17 protein-coding genes are annotated in these 18,052 nt (G+C 71.5%); 14 read left to right on the forward strand and 3 right to left on the reverse strand.

Annotated elements, in window-relative coordinates; genetic code table 11:
- Positions 1-33: 33 nt before the first annotated feature.
- Positions 34-1,257, reverse strand: coding sequence for a hypothetical protein (locus KBX34_RS33775; RefSeq protein WP_247672160.1), 1,224 nt, complete (start codon positions 1,255-1,257; stop codon positions 34-36).
- 78 nt (positions 1,258-1,335) lie between these two features.
- On the opposite strand from KBX34_RS33775, the gene KBX34_RS23920 reads away from it, so the two are divergent.
- The 11 genes from KBX34_RS23920 (at position 1,336) to KBX34_RS23970 (ending at position 14,566) form a co-directional block, all read left to right on the forward strand.
- Positions 1,336-3,330, forward strand: coding sequence for a TIGR03960 family B12-binding radical SAM protein (locus tag KBX34_RS23920; RefSeq protein WP_088949738.1), 1,995 nt, complete (start codon positions 1,336-1,338; stop codon positions 3,328-3,330).
- A 243-nt stretch (positions 3,331-3,573) separates the two neighbouring features.
- Positions 3,574-4,014: a hypothetical protein gene (locus KBX34_RS23925; RefSeq protein ID WP_141910812.1), complete on the forward strand. Its 441-nt coding sequence runs from the start codon at positions 3,574-3,576 to the stop codon at positions 4,012-4,014.
- A 10-nt stretch (positions 4,015-4,024) separates the two neighbouring features.
- Complete coding sequence (locus KBX34_RS23930) at positions 4,025-5,497, forward strand: hypothetical protein (RefSeq protein WP_210793572.1); 1,473 nt, start codon at positions 4,025-4,027, stop codon at positions 5,495-5,497.
- A 10-nt stretch (positions 5,498-5,507) separates the two neighbouring features.
- Positions 5,508-6,932, forward strand: coding sequence for a type VII secretion-associated serine protease mycosin (gene mycP / locus KBX34_RS23935; RefSeq protein ID WP_210927033.1), 1,425 nt, complete (start codon positions 5,508-5,510; stop codon positions 6,930-6,932).
- Positions 6,933-7,081: 149 nt separating this feature from the next.
- Positions 7,082-7,894: a TIGR03936 family radical SAM-associated protein gene (locus tag KBX34_RS23940; protein ID WP_210927035.1), complete on the forward strand. Its 813-nt coding sequence runs from the start codon at positions 7,082-7,084 to the stop codon at positions 7,892-7,894.
- A 131-nt stretch (positions 7,895-8,025) separates the two neighbouring features.
- The gene (locus KBX34_RS23945; RefSeq protein ID WP_210927037.1) at positions 8,026-11,133 is read left to right on the forward strand and encodes an Rne/Rng family ribonuclease; all 3,108 of its coding nucleotides are present in this window, start codon (positions 8,026-8,028) and stop codon (positions 11,131-11,133) included.
- Between the two features lie 117 nt (positions 11,134-11,250).
- Positions 11,251-11,733, forward strand: coding sequence for a hypothetical protein (locus tag KBX34_RS23950; protein WP_210927039.1), 483 nt, complete (start codon positions 11,251-11,253; stop codon positions 11,731-11,733).
- Positions 11,734-11,899: 166 nt separating this feature from the next.
- Positions 11,900-12,214 carry a 50S ribosomal protein L21 gene (gene rplU / locus KBX34_RS23955; RefSeq protein ID WP_007464063.1) on the forward strand — a complete coding sequence of 105 codons (315 nt, stop codon included), beginning with the start codon at positions 11,900-11,902 and terminating at the stop codon, positions 12,212-12,214.
- An 11-nt stretch (positions 12,215-12,225) separates the two neighbouring features.
- Entirely contained in the window at positions 12,226-12,480 is a 255-nt protein-coding gene (gene rpmA, locus KBX34_RS23960; RefSeq protein ID WP_074313740.1) for a 50S ribosomal protein L27, read from the forward strand.
- A 93-nt stretch (positions 12,481-12,573) separates the two neighbouring features.
- Complete coding sequence (gene obgE / locus KBX34_RS23965; RefSeq protein ID WP_088949732.1) at positions 12,574-14,046, forward strand: GTPase ObgE; 1,473 nt, start codon at positions 12,574-12,576, stop codon at positions 14,044-14,046.
- Positions 14,047-14,116: 70 nt separating this feature from the next.
- On the forward strand, positions 14,117-14,566 hold the full coding sequence (locus KBX34_RS23970; protein ID WP_210927041.1) for a GNAT family N-acetyltransferase: 450 nt from the start codon (positions 14,117-14,119) through the stop codon (positions 14,564-14,566).
- A gap of 16 nt (positions 14,567-14,582) precedes the next feature.
- On the opposite strand, the gene KBX34_RS23975 is transcribed toward KBX34_RS23970, so the two are convergent.
- Positions 14,583-15,242, reverse strand: a complete 660-nt coding sequence (locus KBX34_RS23975) for a DUF6766 family protein (RefSeq protein ID WP_141910805.1) — start codon at positions 15,240-15,242, stop codon at positions 14,583-14,585.
- Positions 15,243-15,308: 66 nt separating this feature from the next.
- Positions 15,309-15,800, reverse strand: coding sequence for a DUF4383 domain-containing protein (locus KBX34_RS23980; protein WP_088949730.1), 492 nt, complete (start codon positions 15,798-15,800; stop codon positions 15,309-15,311).
- A 231-nt stretch (positions 15,801-16,031) separates the two neighbouring features.
- On the opposite strand from KBX34_RS23980, the gene KBX34_RS23985 reads away from it, so the two are divergent.
- Genes KBX34_RS23985 through KBX34_RS23995 form a run of 3 tightly spaced genes read left to right on the forward strand, consistent with a single transcriptional unit; the run spans position 16,032 to position 17,999 of the window.
- On the forward strand, positions 16,032-16,853 hold the full coding sequence (locus tag KBX34_RS23985) for a hypothetical protein (protein WP_210927043.1): 822 nt from the start codon (positions 16,032-16,034) through the stop codon (positions 16,851-16,853).
- A 31-nt stretch (positions 16,854-16,884) separates the two neighbouring features.
- Positions 16,885-17,352 (forward strand): phage holin family protein, encoded by a 468-nt coding sequence (locus KBX34_RS23990; RefSeq protein ID WP_210793567.1) that lies wholly within the window; start codon positions 16,885-16,887, stop codon positions 17,350-17,352.
- On the forward strand, positions 17,349-17,999 hold the full coding sequence (locus tag KBX34_RS23995) for a DUF3618 domain-containing protein (RefSeq protein WP_210927045.1): 651 nt from the start codon (positions 17,349-17,351) through the stop codon (positions 17,997-17,999). The genes KBX34_RS23990 and KBX34_RS23995 overlap by 4 nt, the downstream gene beginning before the upstream one ends.
- Positions 18,000-18,052: the final 53 nt, after the last annotated feature.

An 18,052-nucleotide genomic window follows, 5' to 3' on the forward strand; every position in this document is an offset into this window, starting at 1 on the left:
GAAACCTCTTGATCAACGTGGGTGGGTCGGCACTCAGCCCCGCTCGGGTTGGACGATCTGGGCGCGCAGCGTGTTCAGCAGGGTGGCGCTGTCACCGACGGAGAGCCGGGTGAACACGCCGGTGGCGATGCTGCCGTGGTCGACAGAGGTGCAGACCACCACGTCGCTGCCGTCCGCCCGGCCGACCGCGCAACGCTCGTGCCGGCCGCGTACGCCGGTGTCCACCGTCTCCGGGGCGTTCAGCGCGTAGCGGTCGGTGAGCCGGCTGATCTCCGCCTCCGCGTCCGACTCCGGGCTCAGCCGGAAGCCGGTGCCGCCGAAGACCGTCACCCGCTTGCCGCTGTTCGTGGAGTAGACGCCGGCGAACGTGTCCTCGGCCAGCCAGTGCTCCTGGCGTACCTCGTTCTCCAACTGCTTGGCGGTTTCCGCGCTGCGGCCGTCCTGACGCAGGCTGAGGTCCTCGATCTGGACGGGCAGTGCCGCGCGGGCCGGGTACTGGGCCGAGATCGGGAACCCGTAGTAGGCGGGGCACCCGCAGCAGCAGGCCAGGGTGAGCAGCAGCAGCCACGGCCAGCGGCGACGTCGGCGGACCGGCACCGGAACGTACCCCTTGGGGGCCTGCCAGTCCGGTGGTGGTGCCGGTGGTGGCGGGTCGGACCGCCGGCCGCGGCGCTGCTTCGGCGGTCGGGCCGGCGTCGGGGGAGGTGCGGGCGGCGACATCGGCCGACTCGGCATCGTGGGCCTCGCGGCCTGTGGAGGCACCGGGACGGCCTGCGGCGGCAGCGGGTGCTGGCCGACGGGGGGAGCGGGCGGACCCGACCACTGCCGGGTCGACGGCGGCGACGGGTAGGGCAACGTCGGAGGCAGCGGGGGCAGCTCGGCGGACGGCAGGTCCCAGCCTCCGGTGTCCACGCCGGCCCAGGGGTCGACCGGGGTCTGGTGCTCCGGCGGCCCGACGGGCACGGCCTGCGGCGGCGTCGGCTCGGCCGACTCGCCCCAGGCGGGTCGGCGCGGCGACGGAGGCGGCACCGGGGCCGAGCCGCTCCACCGGGGCGCCGGAACGTCGGCGGTGGCGGTCGACTCGGGCTGGCCCGACGGCTCGGGTTGGTCCGCAGCCGTGGGCTGCGCCGAGGGCTCAGGCTGGTCCGATGGTACGGGTGGGGAGGTCGGCTCGTCGGCGGCCGCCGGATCCCGGTCCGGCTCCGCGCCCGGGGTGTTCCCGTCGGCCGGCCCTGCTCCCGTCTGGGGCTCGGGCATCGCGGCAATCTCCTCTCGCGCCGGTCCGAGGTTAGTACCGCGTCGCCACCGTCGGACGGGCGCGTACCCTTGGCCATCATGAGTGCCCCGTCCACGACGCCGCGCGCGGCCGCGACCAATTCGGTCTGGTCCCAGCTCGAGCCACTGCTGCCCCAGGTCTCCAAGCCCATCCAGTACGTCGGGGGCGAGCTGGGTGCGGTGACCAAGGACTGGGATGCCGCAGCCGTGCGCTGGGCGTTGATGTATCCCGACGCGTACGAGGTGGGCCTGCCCAACCAGGGCGTGCAGATCCTCTACGAGGTGCTGAACGAGCTGCCCGACACCCTCGCCGAGCGGACGTACGCGGTCTGGCCGGACCTGGAGAACCTGATGCGCACGCACGGCGTGCCGCAGTTCACGGTCGACGCGCACCGGGCGGTACGCGGCTTCGACGTGTTCGGCATCTCCTTCTCCACCGAGCTGGGTTACACCAACATGCTCACCGCGATCGACCTGGCCGGCATCCCGATGCTGGCCGCCGACCGCACCGACGCCGACCCGGTGATCGTGGCCGGCGGGCACGCCGCGTTCAACCCGGAGCCGATCGCCGACTTCATCGACGCCGCCGTGCTCGGCGACGGCGAGGAGGCGGTCCTGGAGATCACCGCGATCGTCCGGGAGTGGAAGGCCGAGGGCTCCCCGGGCGGCCGCGACGAGCTGCTGCTGCGGCTGGCCCGCACCGAGAGCGTCTACGTGCCGCGCTTCTACGACGTCGACTACCTCCCGGACGGGCGCATCCAGCGGGTCGTGCCGAACCGGGCGGACGTGCCGTTCCGGGTGCACAAGCGCACGACGATGGACCTGGACGCCTGGCCGTACCCGAAGAAGCCCCTCGTGCCGCTGGCCGAGACGGTCCACGAGCGGTACGCGGTGGAGATCTTCCGGGGTTGCACCCGGGGCTGCCGGTTCTGCCAGGCGGGCATGATCACCCGTCCGGTCCGGGAACGGTCGATCACCACTGTCGGGCAGATGGTCCGCGACGGCCTGGAGTTCTCCGGCTTCAACGAGGTGGGCCTGCTGTCGCTCTCCTCGGCCGACCACTCCGAGATCGGCGACATGTGCTCGGGCCTCGCCCAGCAGTACGAGGGCACCAACGTGTCGCTGTCGCTGCCGTCGACCCGGGTGGACGCCTTCAACATCGACCTCGCCCAGGAGTTGTCGCGCAACGGGCGGCGGACCGGCCTGACCTTCGCCCCGGAGGGCGGGTCGGAGCGGATCCGCAAGGTCATCAACAAGATGGTGACGAAGGAAGACCTGATCCGCACCGTCGTCACCGCGTACACCAACGGCTGGCGGCAGGTGAAGCTCTACTTCATGTGCGGCCTGCCCACCGAGACCGACGAGGACGTCCTCGAGATCGCGGAGATGGCCCACGAGGTGATCAGGGCCGGGCGGGCCGCCACCGGTTCCAAGGACATCCGGTGCACCGTCTCGATCGGCGGGTTCGTGCCGAAGCCACACACCCCGTTCCAGTGGGCCTCGATGGAGCGTCCGGAGGTCATCGACCACCGGCTCAAGATCCTCAAGCAGGCCATCAACTCGGACCGGTCGCTGGGCCGCGCCATCGGCTACCGCTACCACGACGGCGAGCCGTCGCTGATCGAAGGACTGCTCTCCCGGGGTGACCGCCGGGTCGGCTCGGTGATCCGCAAGGTCTGGGAGGGCGGCGGCCGGTTCGACGGTTGGAGCGAGCACTTCTCGTACCAGCGCTGGGTCGACGCGGCTGCCGAGACGCTGCCGGCGTTCGGGGTGGACCTCGACTGGTACACCACCCGGCAGCGCGAGGAGCTGGAGGTCCTGCCCTGGGACCACCTGGACTCGGGCCTGGACAAGGACTGGCTCTGGCAGGACTGGCAGGACTCGGTCAGCGGGTTCGAGCAGGACGACTGCCGGTGGACGCCCTGCTTCGACTGCGGCGTCTGCCCGTCGATGGACACCGAGATCCAGATCGGCCCGACCGGTAAGAAGCTGCTGCCGCTGACCCCGCTGGGTGGCAACGGTATGAACGTGCCGGCAGCCGGCCACTCACACTGAGGCGCCTCCGGGGCAGCGCCGGGCGGCGTTGACCCACTACTCTCCACTTCCGACATCATCCAACGGGTCCGCTCCTCGCGGACCCGTTGGTGTTGGTCGGGCTTCCTGACGCCCCCCGCACACGACATCGACAACTGTCGGTTCGTTCGGACGGCGGCCAGGGCTGCCCCGACGTGGTCAGACTTCGATACGCTGCGTCTGACATGGACCGACCCCGAGGGTCGGAAACGGGGGAGGAACCGCATGGGGAGCTTGCCGCCGCCGAACACCGGCGATCTGCACGTCAGCGTCGAGGACCTGGACGCCGCAGCCGCGTACGTCGAACGGCTGAAGCAGTATGTCGAGGACACTCTCAGCTACGAGATGGAGCGCATCAAGGAGCGGATGAAGGGCGACAGCAACAACGCCCAGGCCGTTCCGAACGGCACGCCCTTCGGCGCGTTCGAGGACGCCCGCCTGCAGTGGCGGACGCTCGAGACCTCCACGGCCAACATGGAGGCGCACCTCAAGACGCTCTCCCAGAAGCTCGCCGCGCTGAAGCAGGGCACAGAGGACATCGCCAAGGCGTTCCGTGACGCCGAGGCGCGCAACGGCGCCAACGGCAAGGAGATCGAGCGGCTGCTGGAGTCGGCGGCTCCGCCGCCCCCTGCCGGCGGCACGCCCACCTACCCGTACACGGCCTGAGGGGGACGGCATGGCTGGAGGAACCTGGGAGCGGTGCGTCCGCGAGGTGACGCTCTCCGCGGACCCGGAAACGGTCGGCTCGGTCGGGATGGGGTGGAGCAACCTCTCCGCCGGTCTGGGCCATCTGCGGGACGCGCTCGTCGGTCGGTCGTTCGTCGGCCCGATCGCGACGGGTCAGGAGCGCCCGCACGTGGGTGGTCTGCCCGGCATGCTCGCCGGCTGGAAGGGCAGCGGCGGTGACGCGTATCGCGAGCACCTCGGCAAGATCGGCAAGCAGATCGAGGATCTGATCACCGACGCGAGCAACGTCAGCGGCGCGTTGACGCGGATCGAGGGCGACATCCGCAAGGTGGTGGCCACGATCCCGATCCCGTTGGGGGACGACTTCGGGTGGAACGAGTGGAGCCTGCCCAACGGCACCGAGCTCGATGACGCCCGCGACGGCGAGAGCTCGTCGGGCTTCCTCGCCGCGCTGCGCGCGGACTACCAGAGCAACCCCGCGTCGTACGCCGACGGGGCGTTCCGCGACAAGGCCGACGATCTCGAAGCGACAATGAAGGTCGACGGCCAGGCCGGTGACCAGAAGCGGGGCGGCTTCTGGGACACCAAGGCCCATCTGGACAACTGGTACCGGGACAATCAGCAGGCGGCGAACACGGCGATGTCACCGCTGCCCCCGGCCGTGTACACCGAGCGTCCAAAGCTGGTGGTCGGCGATCCAGCACGCCATGCGGACGACTATCGACCCGACGATCGGGTGCCCCCGAAGGGGCTGCCTGAGACCGGCGGCATTGGTGGCGGCGGCGGTGGCGGTGGTGGTGGCGGTGGCCCGTCCATCGGCAGCAGGCCGCCCGGCATCAGCGACATCAACGGGGGCCCCACGTCCGCGGTGGCCCCGTTCAACCCGACGACGTCCGGTGGCCCCGGTGGCGGCCCCTCGTTCGAAGGCCCCGGCCCATTCGCGCCGCCGACCACCGGTTCCGGCTATCCGGACGGCGACGGCGGCTACAGCACCGGCCTGGCCGGTGCCGCGCCCACCACCATCGGTGGCGTGGGTGGTGGCCTCGGCAGCGCCGGGGTCGGCAGCGCCGGTCTCGGTGGAGCCGGCGGTGGTTTCGGTGGCGGCGTCGGCGCGGGCGGCGGGCTCGGGTCCGGCGGTGGTCTGGGGGCCGCCAGCGGGATCGGTGTCGGCGGTATCCCCGGCATGGTGGGTGGCGGCAACGGAAAGATTCCGCCGGTGACGAGCGCGGCCAACGCCCTGCGTGCCGCCGCTGGCGCGGGTGCCGGTGGCGCCGGCATGCCGGGTGGCGCGCGTGGCGGCACCGGGATGGGCGGCGCCGGGATGATGGGCGGCGGCATGATGGGCGGCGCCGGCGGTGCAGGGCACGGCGGTGGCACCGGCTCCGAACACTCGTCGTGGTTGACTGAGGATGACGATCCGTGGGGCCCTGGTGACGGGGCGTCCCCGGGCGTCCTTCGATGAGGACGGACGGATGAGGGTGAATGCTGCAGCGTTCCGGTCGGTGACTGCCTGCCTGCTGGCGGGTCTCCTGGTGGTGGGGGCCGCCCAACCGGCGGCCGCCGCGCCTCGGCGGGCCGAGCAGTGGTATTTGGATGAGCTCCGGATCGCGCAGGCGCACAAGCTGTCCACCGGGCAGGGCGTGATCGTGGCAGTGGTGGACAGCGGCGTCGACGCGAATCACCCGGATCTCAAGGGCCAGGTGCTCGCCGGTGGCCGCAGCGACGGCGGCAGCGGAGATGGACGAGTCGACGCGCAGGGGCACGGCACGCACATGGCCGGCATCATCGCGGCGACGAACGCCAGCCCCGACGGCGTGGACGGCATCGCCCCCGGCGCGAAGATCCTGCCCATCAGACTGGACGACTCTGCGGAGGATGACGCGCCGTACGACGAAGTGCTGGTCAGCCGCGGCATCAGGATGGCCGCCGACGGTGGCGCCAAGGTCATCAACGTGTCACTGAGCAAGCCGTCGGCCGTCACCCCCGAAGAGGTCAGCGCCATCCATTACGCCCTGGAGCGCGACGCCGTCGTGGTGGTCGCCGCCGGCAACATCGCCAAGGGCAGCGTCAAGGTCGATGCTCCCGCCAACGTCCCCGGTGTGATCGCCGTGACCGGGACGACCCGCGGTGGCAGGTTCTGGTCCGGCTCGGTCCAGGGCCCCGAGGCGGTGGTCGCCGCACCTGGCGATGACATCTACAACGCCGGCCGCAACAAGGGCTACGGCTGGGGTGACGGCACCTCCGACTCCACGGCGATCGTCTCCGGTCTGGCCGCGTTGATCCGATCGAAGTACCCGAACCTCGACGCCGCCAACGTGATCAACCGGATCATCCGGACCTCCCGGGACGCCGGCCCCGCCGGCCGGGATCCGCAGTACGGGTTCGGCCTGATCGACCCGGTGACCGCGCTGAGCGCGAGCGTGCCGCCGGTCAGCGCCAATCCGCTGCTCGACCCGGCCGCCGCGGCCAACCCGGCACCCACTCGGACAGCGGACGCGGCCGAGGAGTTCGACGTCACCCAGCACGGCGACCGCGGTGGCCCCACCGACCAGCAGGTCATGGTGGTAGTCATCGGCATCGCCGTGGTGCTGGTGCTGCTGCTGGGGTTGGCGGTGTTCCTGATCTGGAACCGACGTCGGTACCGCCGTGAGGCGGCCCTGGCGGCCGACCTGCCGGACGACCTGCTCGACCAGGCGGCCACCGACGGGTACGCCCCACCGGGTGCCGGTTACGCCCCGCCGCCCGGTTACCCCGCACCCCCGGGCTATGCCCCACCGTCCGGGTACGCCCCACCGTCCGGGTACGCCCCACCGTCCGGGTACGCGCCGCAGCCGCCGGGCTACGGCCCGCCTGGCGGGGGCCCGTCGGCTCCACCGGGGCACGACAACCGGTCCTGATCGCCGATGGCCGGCCGGGTGACCTACGTGTCACCGGCCGGCCATCGGCGTCTTCGGCGAGTGATCATGGCCGTGTCGACCGTTTCCACCCGGTTCGTCGGGGCGAGGCGACAGCCCCGGCTGCGTACCGTCACGGACACTGCGCCAGGATGGGTGCACACGCAGGTACCCCCGAGGAGCCCACGATCGCCAAGAAGCCTCAACCCGAGGGCGGCCAGGCACCGGTCGTCCAGCGCGTCCGCATCCGATACGCCAAGCGCGGCCCGCTGCGGTTCACCTCGCACCGGGACTTCGCCCGCGCCTTCGAACGCGCGCTGCGCCGGGCCGCCGTGCCGATCGCCTTCTCCCAGGGTTTCCACCCGCACCCAAAGATCTCCTACGCCAGCGCCGCCCCCACCGGGGTGGCGAGCGAGGCGGAATACCTGGAGATCGCCCTCCAGTCGGAGGTCGACCCGGAGGCGTTGCGCGCCGCGTTGGACGCCGCGCTCTCACCGGGGCTGGACGTCCTGGACGCCGTGATCGCCGAGGGAGGCAGTCTCCCGGACCGGATCGAGGCGTCGCGCTGGTACATCGAGATGCCCGAGGTCGACCCGGCGGTGCTGCGCGCGGCGGTGGACGCCTTCGTCGCGGCCGACGAGGTGCTGGTGGAGCGGATGACCAAGCAGGGCCGACGCACGTTCGACGCCCGTGCTGCCGTGATATCCATCGATGCCCCGGCGTCGGCACCGACGCCTTCCGGGGCGCCGGCCGTACCGTGTGCGATACTCGAACTGGTCGTGCGGCAGGTCACCCCGTCCGTACGGCCCGATGACGTCCTTTCCGGCCTCCGCGTGGTGGCCGACCTGGAGCCGCCGGTTTCGCCGAGGGTGACCCGGCTGGCTCAGGGCACGTTGACCGCGCAGGGTGCGATCGTGGATCCGTTGGATGCGGACCGCGACGGGGCAGCCATCGTTGGGCACTGACCGACGGTCGGTGTTCTGGCAGGCAGACTTCGGCGGTCGCGCACCACGCGCGCCCGGCGGAAACACTTTTGCGGCGACCCTGCGTGGCAGCGCTCACCCGCGCCCGGGCTAGCCAGAACTGGAGAACGTCCATGCTCGAGAACGAGCCCGAGGGCGGCGAACGGACCGGTTCACAGCCGGCCGGTGAAACCGCCGACGAGAGCACCACGACCGACGGCGCCGCCGTCGCGACCCCTACCACGGCCGTCGGCTCGGCCTCGGTCGAACCAGCAGGCGCGGAGACGGCTGAGCCTGCCGCGCCGGTACGGCGTGCGAGGGCGACCCGTCGTCGGGCCGCCCCGCTCAATCAGCCGGAGCAGACCGACGCGCCGATCGAGGCGTCCACGGGTGGGTCCGGCAGCGTCGAGTCGCCGCAGGCGGAGGTCTTCGCCCCGGTCTCCGGTGACCAGGACGTCGCACCGAAGACCCCCCGGCGCCGCCGCAAGGCCACCCCCGTCGAGACCACCGCCGAGGAGCCGTTGGTCGCCGCCTCCGCGGAGGCGGCCTCGGCCGAGGTGGTCCCGCCGGTCAAGGTGACCCGGACCAGGCGCAAGAAGGCCACCCCGGCTGCCGTCGAGGAGCCGCCCGCCAGCGAGCAGCCGGCCGCCGTCGAAGAGCAGCCCTCGATCGAGGAGCCGGTCGTCGCCGAGGAACCGGTTGTCGACGAGGAGCCGGCGGAGTCCGACCTGCGCGAGGCCGAGGCCGAGCTGAACGACACCGACACCCTCCCGAGGGCGAGCGCCGCCAAGCTGGCCTGGACCAGTGGGGCGCAGGAGCGCTCGGGCGAGGTGCCGCCGGGTGTGGCCGTCCCCGCTGTGGCCGATGAGCCCATCGAGCCGGCCGAGGTCGAGCCGGAGCAGCCGCGAACCCGTCGTCGGAGGGCCGCCCTCTCGGCGCCCACAGTGCTGTTCATGGCACCCCAGCCGGACGCTGTGCCGGTGACCCGGCCGGTGGAGCCGGCCCCGGTCGCCGAGGAGCCGGCTGTGGAGGAGGCCGCCGAGCCGTCCCGCCGCCGCCGGCGTGGTCGCCGCGACATCGAGCCGGTCGAGCCGGTCGAGGCGATCGAGGCCGAGGAAGAGCCGGTCGAGGAGGCCGACGAGGCCGCCGAGACGGATGAGGACGACGAGGACAGCGCCGCCGCGCGCCGTCGGCGCCGGCGTGGTCGCCGGGGCCGGGGCCGTGGCAAGGGCGGGGCCGACGACGCCGAGGACGAGGAGTCCGAGGAGGCGGCGCAGGCCGACGAGGAAGAGACCGCAGAGGTCGAGGCCGAGAGTGACGAGGACGAGGAGACCGAGGGCGGCGATGGCCTGACCCGTCGTCGCCGGCGTCGTCGTCGCCGTGGTGCGGGCGACACGGAGGGCGCCGCGGACGACGGTGTGCCGACCGTGGTCAAGATCCGCGAGCCGCGCCGGACCGTCGACGAGGTGCAGGGCGTCTCCGGCTCGACCCGCCTGGAGGCCAAGCGTCAGCGCCGCCGCGACGGCCGGGAGCAGCGGCGTACCCGACCGCCGATCCTCAGCGAGTCGGAGTTCCTGGCGCGCCGGGAGGCCGTCGATCGCGTGATGGCGGTCCGCCAGCGCGGCGACCGTACCCAGATCGCCGTCCTGGAGGACGGCGTGCTGGTCGAGCACTACGTCACCCGTAACTCCTCCGGCACCATGGCCGGCAACGTGTACCTGGGCAAGGTGCAGAACGTGCTGCCGAGCATGGAGGCGGCGTTCGTCGACGTCGGCCGGGGCCGCAACGCGGTGCTGTACGCCGGCGAGGTCAACTGGGACGTGTCCGGCCTGGAAGGGCGGGCCCGCTCGATCGAGCAGGCGCTGCGCTCCGGCGACTCGGTGCTGGTCCAGGTCACCAAGGACCCGATCGGGCACAAGGGCGCTCGGCTGACCAGCCACATCGCGCTCTCCGGCCGGCACCTGGTCTACGTGCCCAACGGCAACGCGTCCGGGATCAGCCGCAAGCTGCCGGACAACGAGCGCAAGCGGCTGCGCGACGTGCTCAAGAAGCTCGTTCCGGACGGCGCGGGCGTCATCGTCCGCACCGCCGCCGAGGGCGCCACCGAGGACGAGCTGGCCCGTGACGTCAAGCGGCTCCAGGCGCAGTGGGAGGACATCCAGGCCAAGGCCGCCGAGGGTGGCGCCCCGGCGCTGCTCTACGGGGAGCCGGACCTGGTCATCCGCGTGGTCCGTGACCTGTTCAACGAGGACTTCCGCGAGCTGGTGATCGAGGGCGAGCAGTCGTACGACATCGTCGAGTCGTACCTGTCGCACGTCTCTCCGGACCTGGTGGACCGGGTGCGCCGGCACGTCGGGACGAGCGACGTCTTCGCCGAGTACCGGATCGACGAGCAGATCATCAAGGGCCTGGACCGCAAGGTCTTCCTGCCCTCCGGTGGCTCGCTGGTGATCGACCGCACCGAGGCGATGACTGTCGTCGACGTCAACACCGGTAAGTACACCGGCTCCGGGGGCAACCTGGAGGAGACCGTCACCCGCAACAACCTGGAGGCGGCGGAGGAGATCGTCCGCCAGCTCCGGTTGCGCGACATCGGCGGCATCGTGGTGATCGACTTCATCGACATGGTGTTGGAGTCGAACCGTGAGCTGGTGCTGCGCCGACTCACCGAGTGCCTGGGCCGGGACCGGACCAAGCACCAGGTTACCGAGATCACCTCGCTCGGTCTGGTGCAGATGACCCGTAAGCGCATCGGCGCGGGCCTGCTGGAGGCGTTCAGCGAGACCTGCGAGTGCTGCAAGGGCCGGGGCGTCATCATGCACACCGAGCCGGTGCCGGAGAAGCCGCGCCCTGCCGGCGCGGGGGAGAAGGTCAAGGCGGTCGCCTCGGCGGTGGCCGCCCCCGCCCCGGCCGCCGAGCAGGCCACCACCTCGTCCCGCCGCCGGGCGCGCAAGAACGCCCCGGCCGAGCGGGCCGTCGTGGAGGTCGTCGACACCGACACCAGCGCCGAACCGGACGCCGACTACCAGGACACCATGGGCTACGACCTGTCCCGCTACGAATCGGACACCGCCGCCGCGCCGGCGATCTCCGACAGCCAGCAGGGGGAGTCGGCTCGGTTGGCGGCGGCGGACGACCCGGACGCGCTCGCCGACGGTGACGGCGACGAGGACGCCACCGAGGGTGGCGCCGGCCGACGCCGTTCACGCCGGGGTGGCGCCCGCCGGCGGACGCGCCCCTGACCGCCTGACCGGCCAAGTGTTTGACGAGGTCCCTTCCCCGGCAATGTGACGGGGGAGGGACCTCGCCGTTGCGGCCACCCCGGTCCAGGATCGGTCGTCCCGGGTCAGGAGAAGAAGATGCGTCGTCTGCTCGCCGTCACCGCGTTGGTCACCGTGCTGGCTGGCTGCTCCGCCGACCGGCCGGGGAGCGTCGGGCCAGGTCCGACCGGCGTGACCACCGGTGGCTCGGCCTCCGGGCCGAGCGGTGTTCCGGCCAGTGGTGCTGCGGCGGGCGGCGGCACGCAGGTCTGCGTCGCCGCCCAGCAGGCCAGCACCACCGCCGTACGGACGTACGTGGCGGAGCTGGGCCGGATGGTCGCGGCGGTGGGCGCCGGGGACAGCAGCACGGCCGAGGCCGCCCGTGGGCGGGCCGAGGCGGCACTGGACGGCTGGCGCACCGAGCTGCGGGAGCAGTCGGAGCAGGCCACCGATCCGCAGCTCAAGACTCTGCTCACGGACCTCGGCACCGAGGTGGCCGCGCTCAGCGTCGACGTCGAGTCGATCGACGAGACTGAGTTGGACCGGCTCCAGCAGCGTCTCGACCAGCTCTGCGCGCGCTGACCAGGGCGGGCCGGTTTGGGGTCGGGGCCGGCAATGGCGTACTCTTGCCTGCGGCCCACCTTTGGTGTGCCGAGTTCCCGTGTGCCCGCGCCGCCGTGCACTGCTACCCGGCGAGCCGCTGCGGGGACGACCGCCAGCAGCCTCAACGACAGGGAGTCCGCCTCCGATGTACGCGATCGTCAAGACCGGCGGCAAGCAGTACAAGGTCGCCGAGGGCGACGTGATCGAGGTCGAGAAGCTCACCGGTGCCCCCGGTGACGCGGTGAAGCTCACCGCGGTGCTCCTCGTCGACGGTGACGACCTGGTGACCGACGCGGCGAAGCTTGCCGAGGTCGCGGTGTCCGGCGAAATCGCCGCGCACACCAAGGGCCCGAAGATCCGGATCCACAAGTTCAAGAACAAGACCGGCTACCACAAGCGCCAGGGTCACCGCCAGCCGTTGACCCAGGTCAAGGTGACCGGCATCTCCAGCGGGAAGTAGGTCGTCCTCCAATGGCTCACAAAAAGGGTGCGTCCAGCTCGCGTAACGGTCGTGACTCCGCGGCCCAGCGACTCGGCGTGAAGCGCTTCGGTGGTCAGGTTGTCAGCGCCGGTGAGATCCTCATCCGGCAGCGTGGCACCAAGTTCCACCCCGGTGACCTGGTCGGCCGTGGCGGCGACGACACGCTGTTCGCGCTGTCGGCCGGTGCGGTCCTGTTCGGCACCAAGCGCGGTCGCAAGACCGTCAGCATCGTTCCGCAGCAGTAGTTCTCGAGCCAAGCGGGCCGCGGACCTACGGGTCCCGGCCCGTTTGGCTTTTTTCGAAGTGCGGGGTTGGACCTCGCTGGAAGGATTGACGCCGTGGCAACGTTCGTTGACCGGGTCGTTCTGCATCTGCAGGCCGGCGATGGCGGGCACGGTTGTGCCTCGATCCACCGCGAGAAGTTCAAGCCCTTCGGCGGGCCGGACGGCGGCAACGGCGGGCACGGCGGCAGCGTGTCGCTGGTGGTCGACCCGCAGGTGACCACGCTGCTCGACTTCCACTTCCACCCGCACGTCAAGGCCGACAACGGCAAGGGCGGCGCCGGGTCGAACCGGGACGGGGCCAACGGTCACAACCTGGTGCTCAAGGTGCCCAACGGCACCGTGGTGCAGACCACCGACGGCACCGTGCTGGCCGACATGGTCGGCGCCGGCACCACCTTCGAGGTGGCCCGCGGTGGGCGCGGCGGGCGGGGCAACGCCTCGCTGGCCAACGCCAAGCGCAAGGCTCCGGGCTTCGCCGAGCTGGGCGAGCCCGGCGACCAGCTGGACATCGTGCTGGAGCTCAAGAGCGTCGCCGACGTGGGCCTGGTGGGTTTCCCGTCGGCCGGCAAGTCGTCGCTGATCTCGGTGATCTCCGCGGCCAAGCCGAAGATCGCCGACTACCCGTTCACCACCCTGGTGCCCAACCTCGGTGTGGTCCGGATGGACAACCACACCTTCACCGTCGCTGACGTCCCGGGTCTGATCCCGGGTGCGGCGACCGGCAAGGGCCTGGGCCTGGAGTTCCTGCGGCACATCGAGCGCTGCGCGGTGCTGGTGCACGTCATCGACTCGGCGACCCTGGAGCCCGGGCGTGACCCGGTCGCCGACATCGACGCCATCGAGGCGGAGCTGAGCCAGTACGGCGGGCTCACCGACCGCCCGCGACTCGTGGCCGTGAACAAGGTCGACGTGCCGGACGGCCGGGACCTCGCCGAGATCGTGCGCCCCGACCTGGAGGAGCGCGGCTACCGGGTGTTCGAGGTGTCCGCGGCCACCCGGGAGGGGCTCAAGGAGCTGACCTACGCGATGGCCGACCTGGTCGAGGCCGAGCGCAAGGCCGCACCGCCCGCCGAGCCGACCCGGATCGTGATCCGTCCGATGGCCGTGGACGACGACGGCTTCACCATCACGGCCGAGGCGGACGGCTCCTTCACCGTGCGCGGTGTCCGGCCCGAGCGCTGGGTCAAGCAGACCAACTTCGACAACGACGAGGCGGTCGGCTACCTGGCCGACCGGCTGGCCCGGCTCGGGGTGGAGGACAAGCTGGCCAAGGCCGGCGCGCAGCCCGGTGACCTGGTCCGGATCGGCGCGCGCGAGTTCGACTGGCAGCCGACGCTGTTCGCCGGCGTGGACTTCGTACCCGGTAACCGGGGCACCGACGTCCGCCTGGAGGAGAAGTCGAACCGGGCCTCGGCGGCGGACCGGCTCGCCGCCCGTAAGGCCCGCCGGGTGCGGTCGGCCGACGAGGTGGGCGCGGACGCGTCCGACGACCTCGACGACATCGACGACGAGGACGACGCCGAGTAGTTCGTTGCGCTCTGTGATCGGGTTGATTTCCGGAAACCTCCGCGAAATCCACCCGTTCTAGCGTGGGGTGATGCTGATCGAGTCCCGGCCTGTCACCGATCCGGAGATCGCCGCCCTCGTCGTCGCGCAGCAGCGTGAGCTGCGCGAGGCCGACGGTGGGTTGGACGGGCAGGTCTTCATGCCGCACGACGACGTCCGCTACCTGGCCGTGGTGGTCAACGATCGGGCGGTCGCCTGCGGAGGGCTCCAGTCGCTCGACGCCGAGACCGGCGAGATCAAGCGGATGTACGTGCGGCCCGCGTACCGGGGGCGGGGCATCGCCCGCCAGTTGGTGGCCGCGCTGGAGGAGTGCGCGTTCCGACAGGGGCACTCGGTGGTCTGCCTGGAGACCGGCACCTACCTGCCGACGGCGATCGCGCTGTACACCTCGTGTGGCTACGAGCAGATCCCGGTCTACGGCGAGTACGTGGGCAACCCGTACAGCGTCTGTTTCGCCAAGCGGCTGCCGGTCGCGGCCTGAGGCGTCGCGTCGCCGGTCAGGCGCCGGTGCTGGCGTGCTCGACGGTCACCGGCTTCGACTCGGGTGAGGCGTGCTGGCGCAGGACGATGCTCAGCAGGATCAGCGCACCGACCGCGAGGAACTCGCTCTGCCAGTTCTGCATCGACTGGAACCAGAAGTCGCTGGTGCCGAGGAACTCCCACACCCCGATCGGCGGTGCGCCGCTCTGTAGCGCCTGCTCCTGGTTGTACGCGGCCGTGCCACCGAACAGGTGACCGACGAACGAACCGGCGAAGATCAGCAGCAGCGCGAGGGAGAGGCTGTTGCGGTAGATCACCAGCGGCAGACCGCCGACACGCACCGGCCAGGGCGACTGCGGGGTGGCCCGGCGCTCGTCGTCCTCCGGCCGGTCGGTCTGGTCCACCGGCTTCGACTCGGCCGAACCCCGCTGCACCAGGTGCGCGGTGAGCAGCACGTACCCGCCCATCTGGAGGAACTCCGACTCCCAGTTCTCGAAGACCGACTCGATGAAGTGCCCGCTGGTCAGGTACGCCGGCCAGCTCAGCGGCGCGGCGCCGAACTCGGTCAGCTCCTCATTGTGGGTCTGCCAGCCGAAGACGCTCTGCAACACGAGGAAGACCAGGAAGGCCCCCAGCATGGCGACGGCCAGGCCGTTGTTGCGTAGCCAACGAGGCATGACGTACCTCCTTCGGCGGTCGATTACCCCTGCCGGTGTGGCGGCGAAACCACCAAAAGCTCCAGGTCAGTGCCGTTCGGCGGGATTGTCGAGGCGCCCGCCGGTGCCCGCCTGGTTCGACAGCAGCAGCCCGAGCGCGAGCATCCCGAAGCCGAGCGCGAGGTGCAGCCAGTTGTCGGCGTCGTTCACTGGCAGGATGTTCGCCCCGCCCTCCGGGTTGACCGCCTCGATCCCCAGGCCGTACAGCCAGAGGGCGAGGTAGATCGCGCCGCCGGCGGCCAGGAACACGCGGGCGCCGGCGATGCTGCGGGCCATCACCAGGCCGACCAGCCCGAAGAGCAGGTGCACCGCGTTGTGCAGGATCGACACCTGGAACAGCCCCAGCAGCCGGGCGTCCGAGTGGTGTCCGGCGAATCTCAGCTCGCCGTAGTCGGTGGTGATGCCGGGGATGAAGCCGAGCACGCCGATCAGCAGGAAGACCCCGGCGACGGCCAACGCGGCCAGCTGGACCCGGGGTCGAGGGCCGGCCCGTCGGCCACCTCGCGCGTCTCGTGCCATCGCTGCCCCCTCCATGGATCTGCCAGCACTCGCGAACCTCACTGTCCGCAGCGGCGACGTGACGCAGCCCGACGATCCTCCATTTTGAAGTTGGAGCGGCCGGTCCCGCAGAGAAATGCACGAAGAGGTATGGAAGCCAAAACGCAGGGTAGGTCAATGGTCAGCGGCTGCGGCAACGCAGCCGCATCCCCCCAGCACAACCGCGACGACTTTCTGAGCGGAAGGGAAATCATGTCTTACGATCTTTCACCTACGTCTTCCACGTACGGGCAGGAGTCGACGAACGGCGGTGGCGTTCGCGACCAGGCGCGCCAGGTCGGTTCCGAGGCCGCGCAGGCTGGCGGCGCGGTCGCCCAGACCGCCAAGGAGCAGGGCACCGAGGTCACCCGCGAGGCGGCCCGGCAGGCCCGCAACCTGTACGGCGAGGCTCGCACCCAGCTCGCCAGCCAGACCGGTGAGCAGCAGCGCCGGGCCGCTGGTGGGCTGCGTTCGCTGGCCGACGAGATGCGCTCGATGGCCGAGCAGGGTGGCCAGGCCGGCCCTGTGACCGAGCTGGCCCGCCAGGCCGCCGACCGGGTGCACGGCGTCGCCGGCTGGCTCGAGGAGCGCGAGCCCGGCGACCTGATCACCGAGGTGCGCGACTACGCGCGGCGCAACCCGGGCACCTTCCTGGTCGGCGCGGCGGTTCTCGGCGTGTTGGCCGGCCGGCTGACCCGCAGCATCTCCTCCGCTGGCGACGACTCCGGCAACGGATCCTCGGCCTACCGGGGCGCCGGTGCGTACGACCCGGAGCAGACCGCCGTGATCCCGACGCCGCCGCCGGCACCCCGCGCGGCGCCGGACGCCACCCCGGCGGGCGGTTACCTCGACCCGACCCCCGGCACGTACACCGAGCCGACCCCCGGCGGTTACACCGACCCGACCCCCGGCGGTTACACCGCGCCGGCTCCCGGTGGCTACACCGAGCCGACCGGCACCGGGCAGCCGCTGCCGCCCGTGACCCAGACCGACCCGCTGCCGGGCGTGCCGTCCAGCGGCAGCCCGCGCCCGTGAGCCGCCGAGTCATCCGAAGGGAGGCGACGGCATGAGCATGCCGACGCAGGGGTCCGGGCTGGACTCCGGATACCACCCCGACGCGGGTGCCCCGCACACCGCCGCGGAGGTGAAGGGCAGCTCGCTGGGTGACCTGATGCGTCAGGTCACCACCGACCTGTCGACGCTGATGCGCCAGGAGGTCGAGCTGGCCAAGGCCGAGATCCGCCAGGAGGGCAAGAAGGCCGGCAAGACCGCCGGGCTCTTCGGCGGTGCCGGCTTCGGCGGCTACATGGTGGCGCTCTTCGTGTCCATCGCCGTGTGGCAGTTCCTTGACAACGTCATGGACTCCGGTCTGGCCGCGCTGATCGTGGCCGTGATCTGGGCCGCGGTCGCCGCCGTCCTCTACTCCAAGGCGAAGCAGAACGCCCAGCACGTGCGCGGGCTCAAGCAGACCAACGACAGCGTGCAGCGGATCCCCGACGCGCTCAAGCCGCACCCGGAGGGAGTCACCCGATGAGCACCGATCCCGATCAGATCCGCCGCGAGATCGAAGCCACCCGTAACAGCCTCAGCTCCGACGTGGACGCGCTGGCGTACAAGGTCAGCCCGAGCCGCATCGTCGACGACCGCAAGCAGCGGGCCCGTTCCGCTCTGCAGAATGTGAGGGACAAGGTCATGGGAACCGCGTCTGACCTCGGCCACGGCACCGGCCAGGCCGCCCACTCGGTGGGTGACCGCGCCTCGTCGGCGGCCTCCAGCGTCAGCGACGCCGCGCACTCGGCGGCGACCAGTGTCAGCGACGCCGCCCACAGCGCTCCGCGGGTGATCCGGCAGAAGTCCCAGGGCAACCCTCTCGCCGCCGGTCTGATCGCGTTCGGGGTCGGCTGGCTGGCCTCGTCGCTGATCCCGGCCTCCCGCCGTGAGCAGCAGGCCGCCACCCAGCTCAAGGAGCGGGTCAGCGAGCACAGCGGTGCGGTGACCGAGAAGCTTGGCACTGTGGCCAGCGAGCTCAAGGAAGAGCTGCGCGAGCCGGCCCAGCAGGCCGCCCAGTCGGTGAAGTCCACCGCCCAGGACGCCGTGCACGCGGTCAAGGACGACACGAAGTCGGCCGCGTACGACGTCAAGGACCAGGCCCAGCAGGCCCGGCACCAGGTCAACTCCTGACCCCACCGTAATCCCGACAGCTCGCGGCCACCTCGGTGACCGCGAGCTGTCGC

It is taken from the genome of Micromonospora sp. M61 (genome assembly GCF_018070245.1).
Taxonomy (GTDB): domain Bacteria; phylum Actinomycetota; class Actinomycetes; order Mycobacteriales; family Micromonosporaceae; genus Micromonospora; species Micromonospora zamorensis.